The sequence below is a fragment of the Acetobacter sp. genome (genome assembly GCF_047721705.1).
Classification (GTDB): domain Bacteria; phylum Pseudomonadota; class Alphaproteobacteria; order Acetobacterales; family Acetobacteraceae; genus Acetobacter.
In genome coordinates this window covers 1-24,567 of sequence record NZ_JBDNXK010000051.1, presented here as the reverse complement: position 1 = coordinate 24,567, position 24,567 = coordinate 1, and the positions used below count along the sequence as shown (strand labels likewise).

17 protein-coding genes and 1 pseudogene are annotated in these 24,567 nt (G+C 57.9%); 14 read left to right on the top strand and 4 right to left on the bottom strand.

Annotated elements, in window-relative coordinates; translation table 11 throughout:
- Positions 1 to 226: 226 nt before the first annotated feature.
- From ABF824_RS09995 to betB, 4 genes are read right to left on the bottom strand one after another with little or no spacing between them, the layout of a single operon-like run.
- Entirely contained in the window at positions 227 to 1,108 is an 882-nt protein-coding gene (locus tag ABF824_RS09995) for a carbon-nitrogen hydrolase family protein (protein ID WP_415488552.1), read from the bottom strand.
- The gene (locus ABF824_RS09990; protein ID WP_415488550.1) at positions 1,108 to 1,749 is read right to left on the bottom strand and encodes a GNAT family N-acetyltransferase; all 642 of its coding nucleotides are present in this window, start codon (positions 1,747 to 1,749) and stop codon (positions 1,108 to 1,110) included. The genes ABF824_RS09995 and ABF824_RS09990 overlap by 1 nt, the downstream gene beginning before the upstream one ends.
- A 33-nt stretch (positions 1,750 to 1,782) precedes the next feature.
- Complete coding sequence (gene betA / locus ABF824_RS09985; RefSeq protein ID WP_415488548.1) at positions 1,783 to 3,441, bottom strand: choline dehydrogenase; 1,659 nt, start codon at positions 3,439 to 3,441, stop codon at positions 1,783 to 1,785.
- An 11-nt stretch (positions 3,442 to 3,452) separates the two neighbouring features.
- On the bottom strand, positions 3,453 to 5,546 hold the full coding sequence (gene betB, locus ABF824_RS09980) for a betaine-aldehyde dehydrogenase (protein ID WP_415488546.1): 2,094 nt from the start codon (positions 5,544 to 5,546) through the stop codon (positions 3,453 to 3,455).
- 501 nt (positions 5,547 to 6,047) lie between these two features.
- On the opposite strand from betB, the gene choW reads away from it, so the two are divergent.
- The 14 genes and pseudogenes from choW to ABF824_RS09910 all read left to right on the top strand — a co-directional run.
- Entirely contained in the window at positions 6,048 to 6,893 is an 846-nt protein-coding gene (gene choW, locus ABF824_RS09975; protein WP_415488544.1) for a choline ABC transporter permease subunit, read from the top strand.
- A gap of 14 nt (positions 6,894 to 6,907) precedes the next feature.
- Positions 6,908 to 8,137, top strand: a complete 1,230-nt coding sequence (choV, locus tag ABF824_RS09970; RefSeq protein ID WP_415488542.1) for a choline ABC transporter ATP-binding protein — start codon at positions 6,908 to 6,910, stop codon at positions 8,135 to 8,137.
- 88 nt (positions 8,138 to 8,225) lie between these two features.
- The gene (choX, locus tag ABF824_RS09965; protein WP_415488540.1) at positions 8,226 to 9,161 is read left to right on the top strand and encodes a choline ABC transporter substrate-binding protein; all 936 of its coding nucleotides are present in this window, start codon (positions 8,226 to 8,228) and stop codon (positions 9,159 to 9,161) included.
- Positions 9,162 to 9,549: 388 nt separating this feature from the next.
- Positions 9,550 to 10,806: a sarcosine oxidase subunit beta family protein gene (locus ABF824_RS09960; RefSeq protein ID WP_415488538.1), complete on the top strand. Its 1,257-nt coding sequence runs from the start codon at positions 9,550 to 9,552 to the stop codon at positions 10,804 to 10,806.
- 87 nt (positions 10,807 to 10,893) lie between these two features.
- Positions 10,894 to 11,199 carry a sarcosine oxidase subunit delta gene (locus ABF824_RS09955; RefSeq protein ID WP_173573932.1) on the top strand — a complete coding sequence of 102 codons (306 nt, stop codon included), beginning with the start codon at positions 10,894 to 10,896 and terminating at the stop codon, positions 11,197 to 11,199.
- A complete protein-coding gene (locus ABF824_RS09950; protein ID WP_415488536.1) occupies positions 11,196 to 14,216 on the top strand; it encodes a sarcosine oxidase subunit alpha family protein in 3,021 nt (1,006 codons plus the stop codon). Before ABF824_RS09955 ends, ABF824_RS09950 begins: the two co-directional genes overlap by 4 nt.
- Positions 14,209 to 14,748, top strand: coding sequence for a sarcosine oxidase subunit gamma (locus ABF824_RS09945; protein ID WP_415488534.1), 540 nt, complete (start codon positions 14,209 to 14,211; stop codon positions 14,746 to 14,748). The genes ABF824_RS09950 and ABF824_RS09945 overlap by 8 nt, the downstream gene beginning before the upstream one ends.
- Positions 14,749 to 14,951: 203 nt before the next feature.
- Complete coding sequence (locus ABF824_RS09940) at positions 14,952 to 16,322, top strand: L-serine ammonia-lyase (protein WP_415488532.1); 1,371 nt, start codon at positions 14,952 to 14,954, stop codon at positions 16,320 to 16,322.
- 194 nt (positions 16,323 to 16,516) lie between these two features.
- Complete coding sequence (locus ABF824_RS09935) at positions 16,517 to 17,773, top strand: aromatic ring-hydroxylating oxygenase subunit alpha (RefSeq protein ID WP_415488530.1); 1,257 nt, start codon at positions 16,517 to 16,519, stop codon at positions 17,771 to 17,773.
- Positions 17,770 to 18,876, top strand: coding sequence for a 2Fe-2S iron-sulfur cluster-binding protein (locus tag ABF824_RS09930; RefSeq protein WP_415488528.1), 1,107 nt, complete (start codon positions 17,770 to 17,772; stop codon positions 18,874 to 18,876). The genes ABF824_RS09935 and ABF824_RS09930 overlap by 4 nt, the downstream gene beginning before the upstream one ends.
- Position 18,877: 1 nt before the next feature.
- Entirely contained in the window at positions 18,878 to 19,888 is a 1,011-nt protein-coding gene (locus ABF824_RS09925; RefSeq protein ID WP_415488526.1) for a GlxA family transcriptional regulator, read from the top strand.
- Positions 19,885 to 21,936: an FAD-dependent oxidoreductase gene (locus ABF824_RS09920; RefSeq protein WP_415488524.1), complete on the top strand. Its 2,052-nt coding sequence runs from the start codon at positions 19,885 to 19,887 to the stop codon at positions 21,934 to 21,936. The genes ABF824_RS09925 and ABF824_RS09920 overlap by 4 nt, the downstream gene beginning before the upstream one ends.
- Before the next feature lie 2 nt (positions 21,937 to 21,938).
- The gene (locus tag ABF824_RS09915) at positions 21,939 to 23,834 is read left to right on the top strand and encodes a DUF3483 domain-containing protein (RefSeq protein WP_415488522.1); all 1,896 of its coding nucleotides are present in this window, start codon (positions 21,939 to 21,941) and stop codon (positions 23,832 to 23,834) included.
- Positions 23,831 to 24,567 (top strand): annotated as a pseudogene (locus ABF824_RS09910) (electron transfer flavoprotein subunit alpha/FixB family protein); the annotation flags it as partial. The gene ABF824_RS09915 and the pseudogene ABF824_RS09910, both read left to right, overlap by 4 nt.

Sequence of the window (24,567 nt, the reverse complement as noted above, 5' to 3'; positions counted from 1 at the left end):
GCAATCGCCGACGCAACCTCAGCGTCAACCTCACCCAATGAAGAACGGAAAAAACTTTTCAAACTATCCGTGGTCATGATCTTTGCCGTGCCTTAAACTGGAGTTCGCAAGTCGGAGAATGGGATGCCGCTCTTGGACGTGCATCATTTCGCCCAAACATAAGATCAACGCGCCATTCGATACTTTCATATTTACGACGTCGTCTTGCCCGGAAGCGCGGTAATCATCATGCTTCCGAAAAAGCGTTCTTTCCTGCTGGGGGCACGACTGTTGGCCAGTCCCGGCAGTTGCGGACGGCGCCGTTTTCCCGCACTTCGGCCAGTGTGTCCGGTGAAAGCGTGGCAAAAGTCCAGCCACCCTTGTCGAGTTTTCCTTCCGCAATGACGCCGTCATCGGGGAAGCCTCTATCAACTGGACCATAAACACCCGCGCAGCCGTGATTCTCATCCAGTGTGGCCAGCCATGGCGCATCGCCAACAGTGGGTGAAACTGCCACAAAGCACTGGTTTTCCAGCGCCCGCGCCTGTGCGGAAATCTTCACGCGGTTGAAACCGTGCATGGAATCCGTGCAGGTCGGCACAAGAATGAGCCACGCGCCTGCTTCGACCTGCGCCCGCGCCAGCATCGGAAATTCGGAGTCATAACAGACGGAGGTTCCAATCAGTCCCCAGGGTGTTTCGAACACGCCGGGTGGATTGCCTGCTTTCACCCCCCATGATTCGTTCTCAAACCGCGTCATGACGTGCTTGTCCTGAAACGCCACGGAGCCATCCGGCGCGATCAGTGGCGCACGATTGCGCACGCCTGTTGCTTCCGGACGGGGCAATGTTCCCGGCATCAGCCAGACCGAATGCTTTTTCGCGGCTGTACACATGATGGCAAGAATGGCGTCACTATGCTCGCACATCGCATCCAGTTCAGCGGAGGGATCTGGCTCTTTCGTGACGGCTGCTGCTGCTTCCATGCAGGAATATTCCGGCATCAGCAGTAGGTCGGCCTGCTTGGTGCCCTCGGCCACCAGCCCGTCGAGATGGATGGCATACTCTTCCAGCGAGCCGATTTTCGCGACTTCCCAAGCCAGAACACCTAGTCGGAGGGGTGTGCTCATCAATCCTCGTCCTGATCCTGTTGGAGGAGCGCCTCGGGGATCGGGGCGCCCTTGAGTGACTTGATATGAAAATCGAGTAAATGGTCTCGTTGTCCGGGGACGCCCGGTTCCTTCCAGCCCAGATGACAGAAGACACCGGGAAGGGGAGAAAAGCCACGTTTTATCCAGAAATCCTCAAGTGATTTTGCGTTTTCTGGCCGACGGGGATCGGTTTTCCAGCGACGAACGGCACAGAATACGGCAAACGGCGCGTTACTTGCGGAGCGCGCGTGACGCTCGCGCTCCTCAAAAAACCGCACACCGATACCCTGTCCACGATAGGATTCCAGCAGAACGGATTCTCCGAAATAGAAGAAATCGTCCGTGGATAGGCCGCGTTCTTCAAAGGGTGCACGGATGCACGCCATCTCATCTTTCAGCGGGAGACAGGTCGAAGCTCCAACGACCCTGTCGCCGTCCTTTGCCACGACAACCGCTGTGCCGGGGCTCTGCATGTAGGCGTGCAGATACTCTTCCTCGTAGGCGAGGTTCCCATCGTAGAGATAAGGCCATTCCCGGAAGATCGTGATCCGCAGCCGCGCGAGATCAGGGACAACCGAAAGAAGGCGTTCTCCGGTAAGAGTTTCAATCGTCACTGACATGAAATCGGATTTCCCGTTTTATACTCCGGCATCTCAACGCTGCCGGGTCCCCCAGTGTGGCGCGACGTAATACGGCGCATGCGACGGCGGCAGCATAGGCCGGTTACGGATGTGATCGGCAGCTTTTTCCGCGATCATCGTCGTCGGCGCGTTCAGATTGCCATTGGTGACACGCGGCATGATGGAGGAATCCACCACGCGCAGTCCTTCCACGCCAATCACGCGCGTTTCCGGATCGACAACCGCCATGGGGTCGTCGAGTGAGCCTATCTTGCAGGTGCAGGAGGGGTGAAGTGCGCTTTCCACCTTCTGACGGATGAATTCGTCAATCTGCTCGTCGGACGTGCAATCCTCACCGGGTTGCAGTTCATGACCGTGGAAAGGCTGGAACGCTTCCTGATTGAACAGTTCGCGGGTCAGGCGAACGCAGGCGCGCATCTCCTCCCAGTCATCCGGATGGCTCAGATAGTTAAAGAGTATCTTCGGTTTGTCCTCTGGATTTGCCGATTTCAGACGCACATGACCCCGACTCTTCGAACGCATCGGACCGACATGCGCCTGATAGCCGTGGCCGGATGCCAACCCCTTGCCGTCATAGGTGACAGCCAATGGCAGGAAATGGAACTGGATGTCAGGATAGGGCACACCCGCCTTGCTACGGATGAAACCACAGCTTTCGAAATGGTTCGTGGCGCCCAGACCGTCTTTCCGCAGAATCCAGCGCAGGCCGATCTTCAGCTTCGCCAGCGGACTCATGGCGGAGTAGAGGGTGATCGGTTTCTTGCAGGCGATCTGGAAATAGAACTCCAGATGATCCTGCAAGTTCTCACCGACACCCGGACGATCCGCGATCACCGGAATTCCGAGAGTCTTCAGTTGTTCAGCGGGTCCGATTCCGGAAAGAAGCAGAAGCTGCGGAGAATTGATCGAACCGCCGGAAAGGATCACTTCCTTCCGGGCCCGTGCGATACATTCCTTACCTGCACGTGTGTAGGCAATACCAACAGCACGCTTGCCTTCAAACAGGATCTTTGTCGCGCGGGCCTGCTGGTGCACCTCAAGATTTTTCCGATGCATGACCGGGCGCAAATAGGCATTCGCCGTGTTCCAGCGCCGACCGTCCTTGACGGTCATGCTCATCTTGTCGAAGCCTTCCTGCTGATAGCCGTTATAATCATGCGTGACCGGATATCCGGCCTGATAACCGGCTTTCAGCCATGCTGAATGGAGTGGATTATCCACCGTGCCATACTGGGTGTGCAACGGACCTGTCCGACCACGATAGGTGTCGTCACCTTCTTTGCAGGACTCGGCTTTTTTGAAATAGGGCAGAACGTCGGCATAGGACCAGCCGGTCGCGCCTTCCTTCACCCAGTCCTCAAAGTCGAGCGCATTGCCGCGCACATACACCATGCCGTTAATGGAAGAAGATCCACCAAGCCCCTTGCCGCGCGGCGTGAACATACGCCTGCCACCAAGATAAGGTTCCGGCTCACTTTCGTAAAACCAGTTGAAGCGTTTGGAATGCATCGGCATCGCCAGCGCAGTCGGCATCTGCACGATGATCGATTTGTCGCTGCCACCGAACTCCAGCAGCAGCACAGTGTCCTTGCCGTCTTCCGTCAGGCGGTTGGCCAGCACGCATCCGGCAGACCCGGCCCCGACGACGATATAATCAAATTCCTGTTCCACGGCCTGCCTCCTCAGTAGGGGGATTCGACATTGCCGAGCGCCACATAGACGCTCTTGATCTGTGTGTAATGTTCCAGAGCAGCTTGACTGTTTTCACGACCCAGACCGGACTGCTTGTAACCACCGAACGGCATTTCGATCGGCGTGATGTTGTACTGGTTGATCCAGCAGGTGCCCGCTTCCAGAGCTGCGACGATGCGATGGCCGCGTGCGAGATTGTTTGTGAACACGCCTGCCGCCAGTCCGAATTCCGTTGCATTGGCGCGGGCAATGACCTCATCCTCGTCCCGGAAATCGAGAACAGTCATCACAGGACCGAAGATTTCCTCGCGCGCAATCTTCATGTCGTCATGACAGCCGGTAAAAATGGTCGGCTGCATGAACGCGCCCTTGCCGAATGCACCCTCTGTGAGGCGATGCCCACCGGTCAGAATCTGCGCTCCTTCGGCCACGCCGCTCTCTACATAGGCCATGACCTTTTCCAGATGGGGCACGCTGATGAGCGCCCCGACATCCGTATCCGTCGCCAGTGGATCGCCGATTTTCATCGCTTCGACACGTCGCTTCAGTTCGGCAAGGAATCTGTCACGAATGCCGGACTGCACGAAAACACGCGTTCCGTTCGAGCAGATTTCGCCACCCGAGTAGAAGTTGCCGAGCAGCGCGGCGGACACGGCATTGTCCACGTCTGCATCGTCAAAGATGATAAGCGGAGATTTCCCCCCCAACTCCAGTGTGACATATTTCAGCGTGTTGGATGCTTCACGCATCACCGCCTTGCCCGTGGGAACGGAACCTGTGAGGCTGACCTTGCGAATATCGGGATCGGCGCACAGGCGTCGACCCACATCGCCCGCGCCGTGCAGCACATTGAAGACACCGTCCGGTAAGCCCGCTTCTCGGTAGATCTCGGCCAGTCGTACCGATGTCAGCGGCGTCATTTCGGAGCTTTTGAAGATCATCGCGTTACCGCAGGCCAGCGCGGGAGCAGACTTCCAGCAGGCGATCTGGATCGGGTAATTCCATGCGCCGATGCCCGCCGTTACGCCAAGGGGTTCGCGGCGGGTATAGGCGAAGGCCTGTTCGCCAAGATCCATCGCCTCGCCATTGATGGCGCAGGCGACGGAGCCGAAATATTCGAGGGCATCCGCACCGGAGAGAATGTCCACGGCGGCTGTCTCGGCAATCGGCTTGCCCGTGTCGAGCGTTTCGATGCGGGCAAGCATGTCGTTGTCACGGCGGAGAAGATCGGCAGCCTTGCGTAGGATACGACCGCGCTCGGTGCCGGTCATGCGTGCCCAGATCTTCTGGCCCTGTTTGGCACTTTCCACGGCGGCCTTATGTTCCGCCTCGCCCGCTATCTGCACGTCAGCGAGCACGTCGCCTGTCGCCGGGTTGATCGTCTGAAAATATTCACCGCTGCCGGAGGTAGGGCGTCCATTGATCCAGTTTGTGCAGACTTCACGGCGCCCCGGAGAAATCTGGGGGGCGGGAAGGGTATCTTTATAGAGCGCGAGTTGGCTGTCGAGGAAAGCCGTAACCTGTGCGCGGGCAGTTGTGCTGTCAGCTTCAGCCCATTCGGAAAGCGCGGCCCGGAGCCATGTCCCATCAATCAGCGCCGCAATGGAGCGGGCGAGAGGAAGCACATCCCTTTGGGGCAGGAGCATCCGGAGGTCGTGGCAGAGATTGGACAGTATGCGCTTCTGATAGACGCGCTGGATTCTCTTGAGGGTTGGCACATAAGGCACCTGTCCCCAGAATGAGAGCCAGGTTGCGCCTTCTTCCTGTCGGAACTGATCACGGGCAAGAAAGGAATCGATTACGGCCTGCAAACGCTCGCGCGGGTTATGGGCGCGGGCGAGCTGTGTGACCAGTTCCTTGCGCAGCGTTTCTGAGAGAACCCAGAAAGCGGTGGCCAGAAGGGTATCCTTGTCACCAAAGTAATGCACGAGCAGGCTGGGAGAGACGTCCGCCCGTTCGGCGATACGCGCGAGTGTTGCTCCGACGTATCCATGTTCTGCAAGAATGGACATGGTTGCGGAGAGGAAATTGCGGCGTCGATCATCATCCAGTTTCGGATGCGCGGAAGCGGTGGGTGGCTGCATCTTTGACTCCGGATGGTCGTGTTGAATGCTTATTCAAATACGTTCGTATGTCGAAACATAATGTATTTGTCCAGATGAATATGGGTGGAGTCAATATCCATTATATTTCTGGAATCTCTGTAAAAATCAAAATTTTCTTGGAAGATTGGGCTGTTATCTGCCTATTCAAAATGAACTGAATTTTTTAGGTGAAATAAGGGCGTCTCTATCCAATCGGATGTCGGAAAAAATCAATTCTTATCTATTCCAGACTCGCAATGATATGGCGATGGAAGTTTATGGTTCCGTGCTGCGTTGTGTGTCTGATCATCTTTATGAAGGTCATCGCCGGGGAGGCGCAGCATTTACTGGACATGTTGCGAGATCGAATTGAAGATGGCGACGGCGGCCTTAGCGCAGGCCGCGCCGTAGGATTGGGTCTCGAGAAAGTTTGAGTGTTCACTGAGGCCTAACTGATCGCCTTGGCCAGGCTCGGAATCAGCAGATCGTGAAGCGAGAGCAATGAACAGCGTTGAAGACTGGATCACCTCCCATAAAATCCCCGTCGGTACTGCAGCTTCTGATGCCGTCGACTGGATCCGAGATCACTGTCAGGGCTTTTTCAATGTTGTCAGTGATGCCATCGGTTCGACGGCCGATGGTTTCACCAACCTCCTGCTCTCCGTGCCTTCTGTCCTGTTTGTGGCGCTTCTGACGGTAGCCGTGTGGTTCTGGAAGCGCGCCATTGCTCCATGTGTGCTGGTGGCGGCCGGTCTCCTGTTCATCATCAACCAGGGTTACTGGCAGGATACGATGGCGACCTTGTCGCTCATCTTTTTCTCGACCTTTACCTGTATGCTGATCGGTGTGCCGATCGGCATCGCGTCTGCGCATCGCCCGTGGCTGGCGCGGGTGCTGCATCCGGTTCTTGATCTAATGCAGACCTTGCCAACATTTGTTTATCTGATTCCGACGCTCATCCTGTTTGGCCTTGGCACTGTGCCGGGGACGATCTCCACAGTGGTGTTTGCCATTCCCGCACCGATCCGCATGACGCAGCTTGGTATTTCCTCTGTTCCGCGCTCTCTGCTGGAAGCAGGAGATGCGTTCGGTGCGACGCCGCGGCAGAAGCTCTGGAAAGTGGAAATCCCTGCGGCATTGCCGATGATTCGTGAGGGATTGAGCCAGTGCATCATGCTCAGTCTTTCGATGGTGGTCATCGCAGCGCTTGTGGGTGCAGGTGGTCTTGGCGTGCCTGTGGTGCGTGCCCTGAATACGGTCCAGATCGATACGGGGTTTGAATCCGGTCTCGCGATTGTGCTGCTCGCAATCATTCTCGACCGCCTGTGCCGTCATAAAGCCCATTGAAAGGAACTGGAACGATGAGTGATTCTGTAACAGTTTCTCGTGATGGCAGTGCGGCTCTGGCGTTCCGAAATGTCGATATTCTCTTTCATCGCCATAATTCCCAGACTGCACTGGATCAGGCCGTCAAGCGTCTGGATGAAGGTGGCACGCGCGAACAGATCGCGACCGAACTGGGTGTGACAGTTGGTGTGGCGAACGCCAATCTTGAAATCCATCGTGGTGAAATCAGCGTTCTTATGGGGCTTTCCGGCTCTGGAAAATCGACACTTCTTCGTGCGGCCAATCGTCTTAATCGTGTTACGCGGGGGCGTGTCGAAGTTGGAAACGGCTCGGCTTACGTTGATATTGCCAACTGTGATGACGACACGTTGCGCGATATGCGACGCACACGGGTTACGATGGTGTTCCAGCAGTTTGGGCTGCTTCCCTGGCGGACAGTTCGTGAAAATGTGGCGTTTGGACTTGAACTGCGTGGCTCTTCCCCCTCAGTTCGTCGTGAGATTGCGGACGAAAAGCTTGAACTTGTCGGTTTGACGCGGTGGGCCAACTCCTATGTGTCGGAACTTTCGGGCGGGATGCAGCAGCGTGTGGGGCTTGCCCGTGCATTTGCAACGGATGCCGATATCCTTTTGATGGATGAGCCTTTTTCTGCACTTGATCCGCTCATTCGTCGCAAGTTGCAGGATGAACTGCTCGATTTGCAGAAGCGTTTGAAAAAGACGATTCTGTTTGTCAGTCACGATATTGACGAAGCACTTCGGATTGGCAGTAACATTGCGATCATGCGTGAGGGGCGCATTATTCAGGCAGGGTCACCGCAGGAAATCATCTCCTCTCCGGTGAATGATTATGTCCGTGATTTTGTGCGCCATATGAATCCTCTCCCATTGCTGAATGCAGCTAGTGTGATGAGGCCGATGGATGAGTGCCGTCATTGTGATGATGGTGGCATTTTTCTTGATGTTTCCGGTCAGTATGTCTTCAAACCCCAGACAGCGACCATTCGTGCGTCCAATGGACTGGAGGTAGCGATGGAAAACGCGGAGATTGACGATGTCGATGCGTTCGAGGTGGCGGCGGGGCATGTTTACTGTGTGCCGTCATCGGCTTCGCTCAATACTGTTGCTGTGTTACGGCAGAAAAGCGGAATGCCGGTGCTCATAACGGATGCTGGACAGATTGTTGGTCTGTGCGATGATCAGGACATGATCGCCGCCATTACGGGTATTCACCGCGCGGCATGATGCAGAAAAGCATGGTTTTAATGGCCTGATTTGTAAAATGGCATGATGTCGGACCGTGAGCCACCCGGCAGAAAAGGATGTGGATGACATGAAGAAAAAACTGCTTGGTTCTCTTCTCGGCCTTTCCCTTAGTTTTGGAGCCTTTTCTGCGCACGCGGCAGATCCTGCGGAATGTCAGTTGGTGAGATTTGGTGATGTCGGCTGGTCCGATGCGGCAGTGACCAATGGCGTTGCGACAAATCTTCTTGAAGGCATGGGTTATAAAACGAAGCTGACCATGGTGACATTGTCGGTGGCCTATCTGTCACTTGAAAATCATCAGTTGGATGTTTTTCTCAGTGACTGGGAGCCTTCCGGTTCGTCCTATGCGGACCCTTATCTGAAGCGCGGAAAAGTCGAAAGACTGGGGGCATCTTTGACCGGTGCACGTTATTCGCTGGGTGTGCCGGATTACGTTGCAAAAGAAGGGCTGAAGACTTTCAGTGATCTGGCCGCCTGGTCCTCCAAGCTGCACAATACGATTTATGGTATTGAGTCAGGGAATGATGGAAACAAGATCATCCTTGATATGATCAAAAATAATGATTTCAATCTTGGCACATTTCGTCTGAATGAGAGCAGCGAACAGGGAATGCTCTCTCAGGTTGCGCGGGCTGTTTCTTCGCAGAAGCCGATTGTCTTTCTCGCTTGGGAGCCGCATCCGATGAACATGCGTTTCCACCTGACGTATCTTGTTGGGGGAGAGAAGCAGTTTGGGGCTACGGCGGAAGTCATGACGGATGTGGCGGCCGGTTATGCGACGAAATGTCCGAATGTTGCGCGTCTTCTGAAGCAACTGACGTTCACCATTGAGTCTGAAAACGAAATGATGACAACAATTGCTGAGAAGCACGGCAAGCCTGCACAAGTCACCAAAGAATGGATGAAGGCGCATCCGGAGGTCGTGGAGAAATGGCTTGATGGGGTGACGACATTGGATGGAGCTCCCGCGCTTCCGGCCGTAAAGGCCTATCTTGCTCAGTAAGGTTTTTAGGGAACGGAGTGTATTTCGGTTTTATCCCTGATTGGTGAGATTGAACACGTATCCTCTGACGTTTCTAGAATATTTTTTGAGTGCGTCCCTTTTGGGGACGCATTTTTTGTATCTGAATGCTCCCGCTGTTTGTGCAAAATTCCTCTTTTGAAAATGGCATGTCAGGACAGGTTTCTCTTGAAATTGAATGTTGATGAGGGAGAGGCGCATGTTCAGAAATGAAGTGATTCTTCCATGCAATCTTCTGGAATGCATGACGGTTTTCATGAATTTTTTCATCGTGTCGGATATATTCAAGAAAGCCGTCTGATCCGGAATAGCGTCCCCTGATTTCGGGGCGCATGCTCGCCTCATGAACCTGTTGTGATGCGGGACGGATATGGAACGATTTTCTGCTCTTTCCCTGGCCAGAAAGGCTCTCGGTGGCCATCTGGGCTGGAAGCCGCAATGGCGCTCCGTCGAGCAGCCAAAGAAGGCTTATGATATTGTTATCGTCGGTGGCGGCGGCCACGGCCTCGGCGCGGCGTATTACCTCGCCAAACAGCACGGGCTGCGCAATATCGCCGTGATCGAGCGTGGCTGGCTGGCGGGTGGCAACACCGCCCGTAACACCACCATCATTCGCTCGAATTACCTGTTCGACGAAAGCTCCTCCTATTACGAGCATTCGCTGAAACTGTGGGAAAATCTCTCGCAGGAACTGAACTATAACGTCATGTTCAGTCAGCGCGGATGCCTGATGGTGGCGCACACCGTGCATGACGTGCAGGTGTTCAAGCGTCATGTTCATGCCAATCGCCTGAACGGAATCGACAATGAGTGGCTGTCGGCGGAAGAGGCGAAGGAATTCTGTCCGCCGCTGAACATCTCGCCGAATATCCGTTATCCGGTCCTCGGCGCCTCGCTTCAGCGTCGCGCCGGCACGGCCCGTCATGATGCTGTGGCATGGGGCTTTGCCCGCGCCGCCAGCGACATGGGCGTGGATATCATCGAGAATTGCGAAGTGACCGGCATCAATCGTGGTCCGGATGGTGCTGTTACCGGCGTCGAGACCACGAAGGGCACGGTTAACGCGAAGAAGGTTGCTGTCTCAGCGGCCGGTCACAGTTCGGTCGTTCTGGAAATGGCGGGCATCCGTCTGCCCTTGCAGAGCAATCCGCTTCAGGCCCTTGTTTCCGAGCCAGTGAAGCCTGCCTTCCCGACCATCGTCATGTCCAACACCATTCACGCCTATATCAGTCAGTCTGACAAAGGCGAGATGGTGATCGGCGCGGGAACGGATTCCTATGTGTCCTATACCCAGCGCGGCGGGCTGCATATTCCGGCCGAAACGCTGGCGGCGATCTGCGAGCTGTTCCCGATGTTCCGCCGTCTGCGCATGATGCGTTCGTGGGGTGGCATCACGGACAACACTCCGGACCGCTCGCCGATCACGGCGAAGACCTCTGTGCCGGGGCTTTACGTCAACTGCGGTTGGGGAACCGGCGGCTTCAAGGCGACGCCGGGTGCGGCAAACCTGTTTGCCTGGACCATCGCGAAGAACGAGCCGCATCCGATCAACGCGCCCTTCACCATCGAGCGTTTCCGTGACGGCGTGATGATCGACGAAGCGGCGGCAGCGGCGGTGGCGCACTGAGATGGTGTGTCGCCTCATGCTTCAGAAATCATCGCCGATAACGGCACGAGTTTTCACATCCGGTCTGCTCCGAGGAGCGAGTGCATCATGCTGCTGATCCGCTGCCCGTATTGCGGGGAACGAGCCGAAGTCGAATTTTCCAACGGGGGCGAGGCTCATATCGACCGTCCCCGCGACCCGATGAGCCTGACCGATGAGGAATGGGCTCAGTTTCTCTACATGCGTGACAACCCGAAGGGGCTGATCGCCGAGCGGTGGCGTCATGCTCATGGCTGTAACCGCTTCTTCAACGCCATCCGTGATACGCGGACGGATCGTTTCGTTGTCACCTATGAAATCGGACAGCCTCGTCCGGAAGTCACTCCGGAACAGGCTGCGGAGGCTGCACGATGAGTAGCTTGTCCCGAGCTTCTGCCCGCGTTCCCGGTCGCGGTCGCGTCAACACGCGCCGCCCTGTGCGCTTCACGTTTGATGGCCGCAGCTTTGAAGGGTTCGAGGGCGATACGCTCGCTTCGGCCCTGCTGGCGAACGGCGTTCATTTGATGGGCCGGTCCTTCAAATATCACCGTCCGCGTGGCCCTATCTCCGCCGGTTCCGATGAGCCGAATGCCGTCGTGGCTGTCGGTTCCGGTCCAGCCTTGCAGACGCCGAACCTCGTGGCGACACAGGTCGAGGTTTACGATGGTCTGACGGCGCAGAGCCAGAACCGCTTCCCATGTCTACAGTTCGACATGGGTGCAGTGAACAATCTCGCCTCGCCACTGATTCCGTCAGGCTTCTACTACAAGACCTTTATGTGGCCCCGGAATTTCTGGACCAAGGTTTATGAGCCGATCATCCGTCGTTCGGCCGGACTGGGTGTGGCACCGACCGCGCCTGATCCGGATCACTACGCCTTCCAGTATACGTTCTGCGACGTGCTGGTGGCCGGTGGCGGCCCGGCTGGTCTGGCGGCGGCTCTGACGGCCGCGAAAGCAGGCGCGGAAGTGATGCTCGCCGACGAGACGGCGGAATTCGGTGGCAGTCTGCTGTTTGATCGTGCGTCCCGCATCGACGGTCTGCCTGCTTCCGAGTGGGTGGAGCGAACGGTCGCTGAACTGAAGAAAATGCCCAACGTGCGGATGTTTACCCGTACCACGGTGTTCAATTACGGCCCGCACAACATGGTCGCGCTCAACGAGCGTCTGACGGACCATCTGAGCACGCCGAACCCGGCCACACCGCGCGAGCGTCTGTGGCAGGTGCGTGCAAAACAGGTGGTCATCGCATCCGGTGCGATCGAACGTCCTCTGGTGTTCGAGGGTAATGATCGTCCGGGTGTCATGCTCGCCAGCGCGGCGCAGACTTACCTCAACCGGTATGGCGTGGCCTGTGGTCGTCGGGCCGTGATCGCCACGGCGGATGACAGCGCCTATCGCGTGGCGCTCGATCTGCTTGAAGCGGGTGTGAAAATCGCTGCCATCGTCGATATTCGCCCGAAGCCTGACTCCGAACTGTTCCGCAAGGCTAAGGCCGCGGGCATCACTGTGCTGACCAACAGCACGGTCCAGCGCGCTCATGGTTCGCAGCGTATTCACAGCGTCGAACTGGCTCCGGTTCTGCCGGGCGGCGATGTGGGTGAGGGCAAGAACTACAGTTGCGACCTGCTGCTCATGGCGGGTGGCTGGACGCCGAGCCTGCACCTGTTCTCCCAGTCCAAGGGCAAGGTGGTCTACAACGCCGAACTCGACACCTATCTGCCCGGTGATTCCGCGCAGGCTGAGCGTTCGACCGGTTCCTGCCGTGGCATCTACGATCTTGGCGAAGTGCTGGCTGATGGTATGAAGGCCGGTGTCGCAGCGGCGAAAGACGCAGGCTTTGACGGCGAAGTCGATCTTCCTCTGTGGGAAGTGACGAGTGACGCCATCGGTCGTGGTGGTTTCACTGGCGCGCTACCGCGTCGCGGCAAGGGCCTGATGGCCATGGCGTTCGTCGATTACCAGAACGACGTGACGGCCAAGGACGTGAAACTTGCCGTGCGCGAAGGCTTCCGTTCGATCGAGCACATCAAGCGCTACACGACGACCGGCATGGCGACCGATCAGGGCAAGACCTCGAACCTGAACGCGCTCGGAATTGCCTCCAGCGCGCTGGGTCGTCCGAAGCAGCAGATCGGTCTCACCACGTTCCGTGCGCCTTACACGCCGGTGACGTTCGGTGCTTTCAGCGGCCATGAGCGGGGCAACCTGTTCGATCCCGATCGTCGCACGCCGATCGACCCCTGGGCACGCAGCAAGGGCGCTGTCTTCGAGGATGTCAGCCTGTGGCGTCGCGCCCGCTACTTTCCGCAGCCGGGTGAGGACATGGACGCCGCCGTAGCCCGCGAATGTCTTGCTGTCCGCAAGAGCGTTGGTATCTTTGACGCCACCACGCTGGGCAAGATCGAGGTTGTCGGACCTGACGCCGCCGAGTTCATGAACCGGATGTATGTCAACGGCTGGACCAAGCTGGGTGTCGGCAAATGCCGCTACGGTCTGATGTGTCGCGAAAACGGCTTCGTCTATGATGACGGTGTTGTCGGTCGCATTGCTAAAGATCGCTTCCACGTCACCACCACGACGGGCGGTGCGGCTGGCGTTCTGACCATGATGGAGGATTATCTCCAGACCGAATGGCAGGATCTTGATGTCTGGCTGACATCCACCTCGGAAGAGTGGGCGGTCATCGCGGTGCAGGGACCAAAGGCACGCGAGGTTCTCGCGCCGCTCGTGGACGGGCTGGACATCTCGCATGCGACCATGCCGCATATGAGCGTCGTGGAAGGCACCATCGGCGGTATTCCGATGCGCCTGTTCCGCGTCAGCTTCTCCGGTGAGCTTGGCTTTGAGGTGAACGTGCCGCCGAGCTGTGCGCTGGAAGTGTGGGAGCGTATCTGGGAGGCGGGCAAGCCTTACGATATGACGCCTTATGGCACGGAGACGATGCACGTCCTGCGCGCCGAGAAAGGCTACATCATCGTCGGGCAGGAAACCGACGGCACGGCGACGCCGGCTGACGCCGGTTGTGGCTGGGCGGTCAGCAAGCTGAAGAAGGACTTTGTGGGCAAACGCTCGCTGGCTCTTCCGGCAATGCAGGACCCAGACCGCTACCAGCTTGTCGGCCTCTACACGCAAGCGCCGCAGGAAGTGCTGGAAGAGGGGGCGCAGCTTGTCGCCAGCCCGAACGAGGTCATCCCGATGAACAAGATCGGGCATGTTACCTCGTCCTATCACAGCGCCACGCTGGGCCGGTCCATCGCTCTCGCCATGGTGTCCGGTGGGCGTGCCCGCATGGGGGAGACCCTCTACGTGCCGATGGAAGACAAGGTGATCCCGGTCACCGTCACCAGTCCGGTGTTTTATGACGCGGAAGGAGCCCGCCTCAATGTCTGACGTCTCTGTTTCCAACTCACTGGCTGTCTCCCGCGCCGGGTTCACGGCCACGCCATTCAAGGGAGGGCGTCGTTTCGCCCTTCAGGGGCGCAAGGACACGCTGGAAGGCGCGGCCAAGGCCTTCGGTCTGTCCGAGGCTCCGGGCATGCTGGCGAGTGCTGCTGCGGGTGACTGCACGCTGCTCCGCCTCGCGCCACAGGAACTGTTCATCATCACGGGTGACGCCGGACTGCCTGAAGCCGTCACCACCTATCTCGGCACTGTGCCGAACAGTCTGGTGGAGGTTTCTGAGCGCCAGATCGGCTGGACACTGGAAGGTGAAAAGCTGCGTGATACGCTGGCAGCATTGAGTCCGCTGGACATACGGGAGCGGTCCTTTCCGGTCGGGATGGTCACGCGCACGCTGTTTGGCAAGGCTGATGGCATGGTCTGGCGGACGGGTACGGACACGTTCCATCTGGAAGTATGGCGTTCCTTCGGGCCCTATATGTCGTCCATGATGGATGCGGCGGCGCTCGACGCGGCCTGGTGATGGTTTACTCCTGCCTGTTTTTCCGAAAGCGGGCAGGGGTAGGGCGCATTTATTTGTCCTGAGCCTCAAGTTGTTTTTGTGAGGCTTGAAGTTGTTTTCAAATATTCGTCTTGGAAAGGACGGAGACCCAAGGAAGAGGCTGGATGCAGTACTTCCTGCGGATGTCCTGACAGGCACCGCAACAGGGTATCGGAAAGTCCAGCATGATCAGTGTTTTTGAAATCTTCAAGATTGGCATTGGTCCTTCCTCTTCTCATACGGTCGGCCCCATGAAAGCGGCAGCGGAGTTCGTGAGTGAACTGGCGCTGCTTGCCGCTGATGCGACGCATCCCATTCATGTAAGGGTGACACTTTACGGTTCGCTGGCATGGACCGGTGTGGGACATGCCACGGATCGGGCTGTCATTCTCGGGCTGGGTGGCCTGCATCCGGACACGCTTGAGCCGGTCGACGCAGATAGAGTGTTGAAGCGTGCGCACGATGAGCATGAACTGGGACCGTGTGGATGTATTTTTACATTTGATCCCGCGCAGGACATTATTTTTGATAAGGAAACCATCCCGCCAGTCCATCCGAACACCCTTCAGTTTTTGGCGGTGGACGGCAACGGAAAAGCCATCCTGATCCGACGATACTGTTCCATCGGCGGTGGCTTTGTCGTGCCCGAAGACAAAAATGCCGAAACTGTGCCGCAGAGTGTGGATGTGCCGTTTGATTTCCGGACAGGGGCACAGCTTCTGTCGATGACACGGCGGAGCGGGCTGAGTATTCCCGAACTCGTTCTGGCCAATGAAAGCGCCCTCCGTTCGACGGGGGAAGTGCTGGCGTATGTGGATCGTATCATTGATGTCATGATGCTGTGTGTCGACAATGGCATGAGGACAGAAGGCGTACTGCCCGGTCGTCTTGGCGTGAAACGGCGTGCTCCGGCCATCCGTGATCGGCTGGAAGCTGACCGGTTCCGCAATGTGCGCACGGCGCATGAAATCATGGACTGGGTGAGTCTGTTCGCTATTGCGGTGAACGAGGAGAATGCGGCGGGTGGGCGCATCGTCACCGCGCCGACCAATGGCGCGGCGGGCGTTGTTCCTGCTGTGCTCAGGTATTATCGCGATTACAGTCCAGGGGCTTCTCGGGAAGGCGAACGGAATTTCATTCTGACGGCAGTGGCGATTGGCGGTCTGTTCAAGCGCAATGCTTCGATTTCCGGAGCAGAAGTCGGATGTCAGGGTGAGGTGGGTGTTGCCTGCTCCATGGCGGCCGCCGGGTTATCCGCCGCATTGGGCGCGGGGGCCGCGCAGGTCGAGAATGCAGCCGAGATCGGCATGGAGCATCATCTTGGGATGACATGCGATCCTGTCGGCGGTCTCGTGCAGATTCCGTGCATCGAACGCAACGCCTTTGGAGCGATCAAGGCGATCAACGCGGCCTCTCTGGCCATGCGGGGAGACGGTTCGCACCATGTTTCTCTCGATGACGTGATCAAGACAATGCACGAAACCGGAAAAGATATGAGCAGCCGCTACAAGGAAACATCCCTCGGCGGCCTCGCTGTCCGTTTTCCGGAATGCTAAGCGCATGTAAAATATGAATTTCATTCGTTCAGACAAATACAGACAGATAAATATCGCCCTTTTGAGGACAGGATAAAGATTGCCTGCTCAAAGTCGTTTCGATATAAAAATATGTCGCTGGATGGAAATTAAATCCTGAGGAACGCGTCATACTGAGAGTGTCGAATCAGAGTCGGGCCGGGAAGGATGCCGCCATGTCTGGTCAAGTGAAAGAGTCTCTCAAAACACTGCTCGCCCGACGCAAGCCGGGATATGCTCTGGAAGCGCCGTTCTATACGGACCCGGAGATTTTTGACGCCGACATGAAATATATCTTCGGGCGGCACTGGATCTATGTCGGTGTGGAACCGGATATTGCTGAGCCGGGCGATGTGGTTGTCGTCAATATTGGCAAGTCCTCCGTGCTCATCACCCGTGACGATGATAACGAGATCCGTGCGTTCCATAATGTCTGTCGTCATCGTGGGGCGCGGATGATTCCGGAAGGAAAGGCGATGATCGGAAACATCGTCTGCCCTTATCATTCATGGACTTACGGGCTTGATGGAGATCTGAAGTTCGCCGAGCATATGGGCGAAGATTTCGATCCGAAATGCCGTGGCCTGAAAAAGGTCGCCATTCGGTCTATTGCTGGTCTTCTGTTTGTCTGTCTGGCGAAAGAGCCACCGGAGGACATTGAGGATATGGCCCGGATCATGGAGCCGTATCTTGCGCCGCATGACATTCGCAATACGCGGATCGCTTTTGAATCCGATCTTATCGAGGATGGTAACTGGAAGCTGACGCTGGAAAACAACCGCGAATGTTATCACTGCGCGCCAAATCATCCAGAACTGACAATCCCTTTGTTTGCCTATGGTTTTGGTTACGCGCCCGGTACACTGGATGAAGAAGGGCAGCGTGATGCGGAGCGGTATTCCGAGCTAGCCTCCGCCTGTCATGTGCGTTGGGAAAGTGAAGGCATCCCATCACGTGAAGTCGAGCATCTTGATGATCGGGTGACAGGTTTCCGCACTGAGCGTCTGCCAATCGATCGATCAGGCGAAAGTCAGACGCTGGATACGACGGCAGCCTGTCGGGTTCCTCTGGGTGGTCTCAAGGACAAGGCGCTGGGTGGTCTGTCTTTCTGGACGCAGCCGAACTCCTGGCATCATTTCATGGGGGATCATATCGTCACCTTTTCGGTGCTGCCAATTGATGCTTCGCATACGCTGGTGCGGACCAAGTGGCTAGTTCACAAGGACGCTGTTGAGGGCGTCGATTATGATCTCCAGCGATTGACGGAAGTATGGCAGGCGACGAACCAGCAGGATGCTGATCTCGTAAAGATCTCACAACAGGGAGCTGAAGATCCTTCCTTCGAACCGGGACCGTATTCGCCATATACGGAAGGTCTGGTTGAGAAATTTGCCAGTTGGTACACAGGTCGCATGAAAGCGGCGCTGGCATGACAGAAGGGAACGGGCTTCTGGATATTGGTGCGCTTGCTTCTGCTCCATTGTGGAATCCAGAGGAGGATGATGCCCTCATCTGTCGGCAGGTGAGGGAAGAGACACACGATGTGAAAACATTCGTATTCTCTGGCCGCGAGCCACGACGGTTTTCCTACAAGCCCGGTCAGTTTTTGACGTTTTCTCTTCCTTGTGGCCCCAGTGGAGAAGAGATCAATCGTAGTTATACGATCTCTTCCGCGCCAACACGTCCTGACCGGGTGGCCATTACTGTCAAACGTGTGCGGGGAGGGCCCGTTTCCAACTGGTTGCATGACACCATGCGACCAGGCATGGAGGTGAGCGTCACAGGTCCGGCAGGTGAATTCACCTGTGCGGAGAGTTCATCGAGAAAGTTCCTGTTTCTGTCTGGAGGCAGTGGCATCACACCGATGATGTCCATGTCACGGACCCTATTTGATCTCGGTGGTGACGCAGACGTCGTGTTTCTGCATAGCGCGCGTAGTCCGGACGATCTGATTTTTGCGCGCGAACTGGCGTTGATGGAGCAGGCGTGGCCTGCTTTCCGGGCGGCTACCATTTGCGAGGACGACACGCCGGCAGGACGGTGGCCCGGATTGCGCGGACGGCTTGTGGCGCCGATGCTTTCACTGGTTGCACCGGATTTTCTCGATCGGGAAGTCTACGTCTGTGGCCCTGAGCCTTATATGGCTGCGGTCCGTGCGCTCCTGTCGGACAGTGGTTTCGATATGACGCGTCATCATGAGGAGAGTTTCGATTTCGCTACTCTCATGCAGGGTGAGCTTGAAGACGCATTTGCGGCGCCTGAGGCGGGGGAGAAAACCTACAAGGTCACCTTCACCAAAAGTCGTCGGGAAATTGTCTGCGCCGAAAAGACCAACATTCTTTCTGCCGCGCGAGAGGAGGGGATGCGTGTTCCCGCTTCATGTGGAAAAGGTCTGTGCGGCACATGCAAATGCAAGCTGGTTTCCGGCACGGTTGAGATGAAGCATGACGGTGGTATCCGGCAGCGGGAGATCGATATGGGAATGATCCTGATCTGCTGTTCCAAACCCACAAGCGATGTGGTGATCGAACGCTGAAATGGCTGCTGCACCCGATCTCAGTTCTCTTCGCCGGTTCGGCTTCCTGACATTGTCGAGTTATTCGATGATTGCCGTGAGCAATGCGATCGAGGGATTGCGCATGGCAAACCAGCTTGCAGAGGAAGAGGTTTACAGCTGGTCAGTACTGTCGATGGATGGTGAACCTGTTGCTTCCAGCAATGGGCTGTCACTGGCTCCGACTGTTTCCGTAAAGAACGCGACTGCCTATGACGTCATTTTCATATGCGGTGGTGTTGACGTGCGTTCTGCCACGGACGCGCCGCTGCTGGCATGGTTGCGACAGCAGGCGCGACGGAGTGGCATGCTTGGCGCGCTATGCACAGGAACATTCGCGCTGGCTGAAGCGGGACTGTTGCGGGGTTATCGCTGTGCCGTCCACTGGGAGAACCTTTCTTCCATTCGGGAAGAATTTCCAGAAATCGACATAACGGACGATCTGTTCGTGATCGATCGTAACCGTCTGACTTGCACAGGCGGTCTTGCCCCACTCGACATGATGCTGCGGATCATTGCCTCGCGTTTTGGTGTGGCGCGTGTGCGCGAGATTTCCACCCAGTTTCTTCTGGAACGGGACAGGGCTGGCGATGAGCAGCAGCCGGTTCCTGTGCCGCCGGGTGCGCCAGAAGCGATGACACGCGCACTGCGTCTGATCGAGCGTGAAAGCGATCGTCCTTTGCGGATTGAGGAAATTGCTGAAGCAGCGCATCTGTCAGTGCGTCAGCTTGAGCGGATTTTCCGACGTCATACGGGCCAGACGCCCGGTGCTTATCTCGTGGGGGTGAGACTGGAACGCGCCCGTCGTCTTCTCAGACAGACCACCATGTCGATCACCGATATTGGTGCCGCCTGTGGTTTCGTCTCCAGTTCTCATTTCAGCTCGGCCTACCGCAGTCGTTTTGGTCGCCCACCTCGGGAAGAGCGTCGTCGGAATGCCACTGCTATTCCCATTCTTTCGTCCCCGCCTCGAACCATGGACACATGTGCATGAGCTCCAATATCGAAGCCCTGTTCAAGCCTCTGCGGATCAGAAACATGGTGATCCGCAACCGGGTTATGAGCACAAGCCATGCACCGGGCTATGGCAAGGACGGCAAGCCGCAGGAGCGTTACCAGCTCTATCACGCCGAAAAGGCGAAGGGTGGTATCGGCCTGACCATGTTTGGTGGTTCGTCCTCGGTTGATCATGATAGCCCCGCGACGCCGTGGAATCAGGTTTCGGTCGTCGATGACAGTGTGATTCCCTATTTCCAGCAGTTTTCTGATCGTGTGCATGAACACGGCGCGAAGCTGATGATCCAGATCACCCATATGGGGCGGCGCACACGCTGGGATACCGATGCGTGGCTGCCGGTCATCGGTCCGTCACCGCGACGCGAGCCTGCTTCGCGTTCCATGCCGAAGGAAATGGAGATCGAGGACATCCGTCGCGTGGTCAGGGCCTTTGCCGATGCGGCCGTGCGTTGCAAGAAGGGCGGGCTGGATGGCCTGGAAATTTCCGGTGCGCATGGCCATCTGCTCGACCAGTTCTGGAGCCCTTCCGTCAACGATCGCGTCGATGCTTATGGTGGCTCGCTGGAAAATCGCATGCGTTTCGGCATTGAAGTGTTGGAAGCCATCCGCGAGGCCGTAGGCGAGGACTTTGTCGTGGGCATGCGGATGTCCGGCGACGAAATGCTCAAAAACGGTCTTTCGCAGCAGGATTGTCTGACGATCGCCACGGAATATGCGTCACGTGGACTGGTGGATTTTGTGAATGTGCTGGGTGGGCAGGCTCGTGACGAGATGTCACATGCTGTCAGCCTGCCGAACATGTCCTTTCCCGTCGCACCGTTTCTGCATCTCGCCAGCGCGATCAAGCGTGAAACCGATGTGCCGGTGTTCCACGCCCAGCGCATCATGGACGTTGCGACCGCTGCGCGCGCCATTGCGGAAGGTCATATCGATATGGTCGCCATGACGCGCGCCCATATCGCGGACCCGCATATCGTGAACAAGCTGGCAGCAGGGCGTGCCGATGATATCCGCCAGTGCGTTGGCGCTGGATACTGCATCGACCGGATCTATGTTGGCGGTGATGCGCTCTGTCTGCAAAACGCCGCGACCGGTCGTGAAGCGACCATGCCGCATGACGTTCAGCCGACAACGGGCACGAAACATAAGGTCGCTATCATTGGCGGAGGTGTGGCGGGTCTGGAAGCCGCACGGGTCTGCGCCCTGCGTGGTCATAGTGTCGTGCTGTTCGAGCGCGAGAACGAGACGGGCGGACAGGTCAATCTTGCTGCGAAAGCAACATGGCGCGAGGCGCTGACCGGGATCGTGCGCTGGCTGGACGGGCAGGTACGCAAACTGGGTGTCGATGTGCGAACGGGCACGGAGGCCACCGCCGAAATGGTGCGTCTGGAAAAGCCGGATATTGTCATTGTCGCTACCGGCGGCAGTGCATGGCGCGGTAAGTTTGAAGGCGCTGACCTCATTCACACCACGGCGGATGTGCTTTCCGGTGCCGTTAATCCTTCAGGCAGTATTCTGCTGTTTGATGAAATGGGCCAGCACAATGCCGCTTCTGCCGCTGAAGTCATGGCGACGCGCGGATGCCTCGTGGAGATGGCGACACATGACCGTCTGATCGCACAGGATGTCGGCACAACCAACCAGCCGATCCATCTGCGGGAGATGTATAAACTCGGCGTGGTCATGTCGCCCAACATGGAGTTGCGCGAGGTTTCGCGTGAGGGGAACCGACTGGTTGCCGTTCTGCGCAACACCATGACGGAGACGGAAGAAGAACGCCTTGTCGATCATGTCATCGTCGAGTGCGGCACATTGCCGCGAGAGGCGCTTTACATGGAGCTGAAAGAGGCTTCCATCAATCACGGCCAGACCGATTTGCCAACGCTTTTGCAGGGACAGACACAGCCCGCTGTCGAAGGACTGAAAAGCGGGGAATACGCCCTGTTTCGTATCGGTGACGCTGTGGCCGGGCGCAACATTCATGCGGCGCTCTACGACGCGCTCCGTCTCTGCAAGGATTTCTGAGCGTGGCCGGGAGGACAGGTCTCCTCGCTTCCGGATTGGTCTGGGGCATGGCTGGTGCGCTCGCAGTCTCCGCTGTGCCGATGGTTCGGCGTTGGCGTAAAGGAAAAGCCAGCCCAAAGGACATGATCCGCGGGCTTGCCGCCGTGCCGCAGCGCTATCTTGTGGACGTCCACCATGCTGTCGAGCGCCGCAAGGGTGCGGCTCCGATGCATGCGCTGGTTGCAGGTGGAACGCTGGCCGGCTCTGCGGCTCTCGCGGCTGGCGTGATTCCTGCGCTTCGTGAAAGCCGCCTCTACTGGGGCGGTGTCGGGGTGTTCTTCGTCACGGCCATTGGCGGCACGTATCTGGTGTGGAAACGCCGTAACCCGAAGAAGCCCTCCTACCTCTCCGGCGGCAAATTTCTTTGGCTGCCGAATGCTCTGCTGGCGTGGAATCTTGGGGGTGCGCTTGTCGCGCTGGTGCATGTTGCCATGCCGGGGAAAACAGGTGTCGCACTTGTGCCGCTCGCCCTGATGGCTGCCGGTGGCGCGGGGCTGGTTGTGCAGGTGGCGCGCGGCCCGATGCGGCATGCGTTCTCAGGTGTGACATGGCTGGCGGCCCATTCGCGCCCGGAGCGGTTCGGAGGCGGTCGTAGCACCGATCTGCGCCCACTGGATCTCGCGGCTCCTACGCTTGGCGCGCTTGTTCCCGGTGATTTTGCGTGGAATATCCTTGCATCTTTCGATGCATGTATCGAATGTGGACGCTGTGAACAGCATTGTCCCGCCTTCGCCGCTGGACAGAGACTGAACCCGAAGGCGCTCATTCAGGGACTGGCGCTGTCTGCCCGCGGTGAAAACGCCAGCGTCTATACCGGTTCGCCCGCGCCGCACGCACCGCCGACGGCGGGTAAGGGGAGCATGACCAGCGCGATCATCGGCGCTGACGCGATGATCCACCCCGATACGCTATGGGCCTGCACCACCTGTCGTTCGTGCGTCGAACAATGCCCGATGATGATCGAGCATGTGGACGCCATCGTCGATCTCCGGCGCGGCCAGACGCTGATGCTGGGCGAGGTACGTCCCGGTGCAGCCGATGCACTGCGTCGCCTGCGTGACACCGGCGAGTCCGGGGGACGTCCGCTGTCCGCTCATGCGGATGGTCTGGCGGGCGAGAATGTCCCTGTTCTTACCGAAAACGATGAGACAGACGTGCTGCTGTGGCTGGGCGATGGCGCGTATGAACTGCGCTACGCCCGCACACTACGCGCGCTTGTGAAGCTGCTGCGTCTGGCAGGTGTGAAGTTCGCCATTCTGGGTGAGGCTGAACTGGATTGTGGTGATCTGGCGCGTCGTCTGGGCGATGAAGCGACCTTTCAGGGGCTGGCCACGGAAGTGATCGGCACACTGAACAGCCGCCGTTTCCAGCGGATTGTCACCGCCGATCCACACGCGCTGAACGTGTTGAAAAACGAATATCCCGCGCTCGGCGGCAAGTGGGAAGTGGTGCATCACACGACGTTCCTCGACGAACTTGTGAGTGCCGGGCGTCTGAAACTTGATGTGCGCGATCTGCCATCCGTGGCCTATCACGACCCATGCTATCTCGGGCGTTACAACGGCGTATTCGATGCGCCGCGTCGCCTGCTGGCGGCGGCTTGCAAGACCACGGTCGAGATGGAGCGGCACGGGAAGCAGTCCATGTGCTGCGGCGGTGGCGGTGGCAATCCGGTCAGCGATGTCGATGCCGAACAGCGTATTCCCGATATCCGCATGGGGCAGGCTGCTGAGGTTGGCGCTGCGATTGTCGCGGTCGGATGCCCCGGGTGCACGGCCATGCTGGAGGGCGTGCCGGAGCCACGCCCCGAGGTGAAGGACATCGCCGAACTCGTGCTGGAAGCGGTGGTGCCCGCATGAGCGTGATCCGTCTCCGTCGGGACCCGCGCGCCGAACGGGCGTCCCGTCTTGTGCCGGGAAACGGGCGGCTGCGTTACGACATGAGCGCCACGCTGGATGGGCCGATGACGTCGCCTTCCGGTCGTTTGCGGCGTGATCCGCGTGCGGAGAGGCAACGGCTTCTGACGACGGGACGGGACGGACGAACGCGTCTGGTGCGCTCTGGTCTTGTCGGGCAGATGGCGGGAAGTGTTGCCTCCACTGCGCCCGTCGTGAAGAAAATCCGTGTTGAGCTGCCGGAGTTTTTCATCATTGTTGTGCCCGACCTGCCTGATGGTCGGCTCGATCGGGCGGATCGTCAGGTGTTGGGCGCGGCCCGCAAGCTGGCGGATGCTGGAGGCGGCGCGGTTGTGGTCGTTGGTGAGACTGCCGATGAAGCATCGCTCGGTCAGGCGGGGGCGGATCGCTTTGTGCCGCTTTCCAGTGGTTCTGATCCTGACGCGCGCGTGGCGGAACTCGTCACCGTGATGGATGCGCTGTCGCCACGCCATGTCCTCCTGCCGGAAAGCGAGGAGGGTGCGGACATCGCGCGACGTCTTGCGGCCCGCACCGGCCTTGGTCTGCTGCCGGGCATCGAGGTGCTGGGGCCGAAACAGGTCATTCGTCCTTATGGCGCGGGGCGTCAGGAGTGGGTGGGGGGGCTAGCGCCTCTGATGACGCTTGCGCCGGATCGTGTGCCGGCATGGGAAGGCGA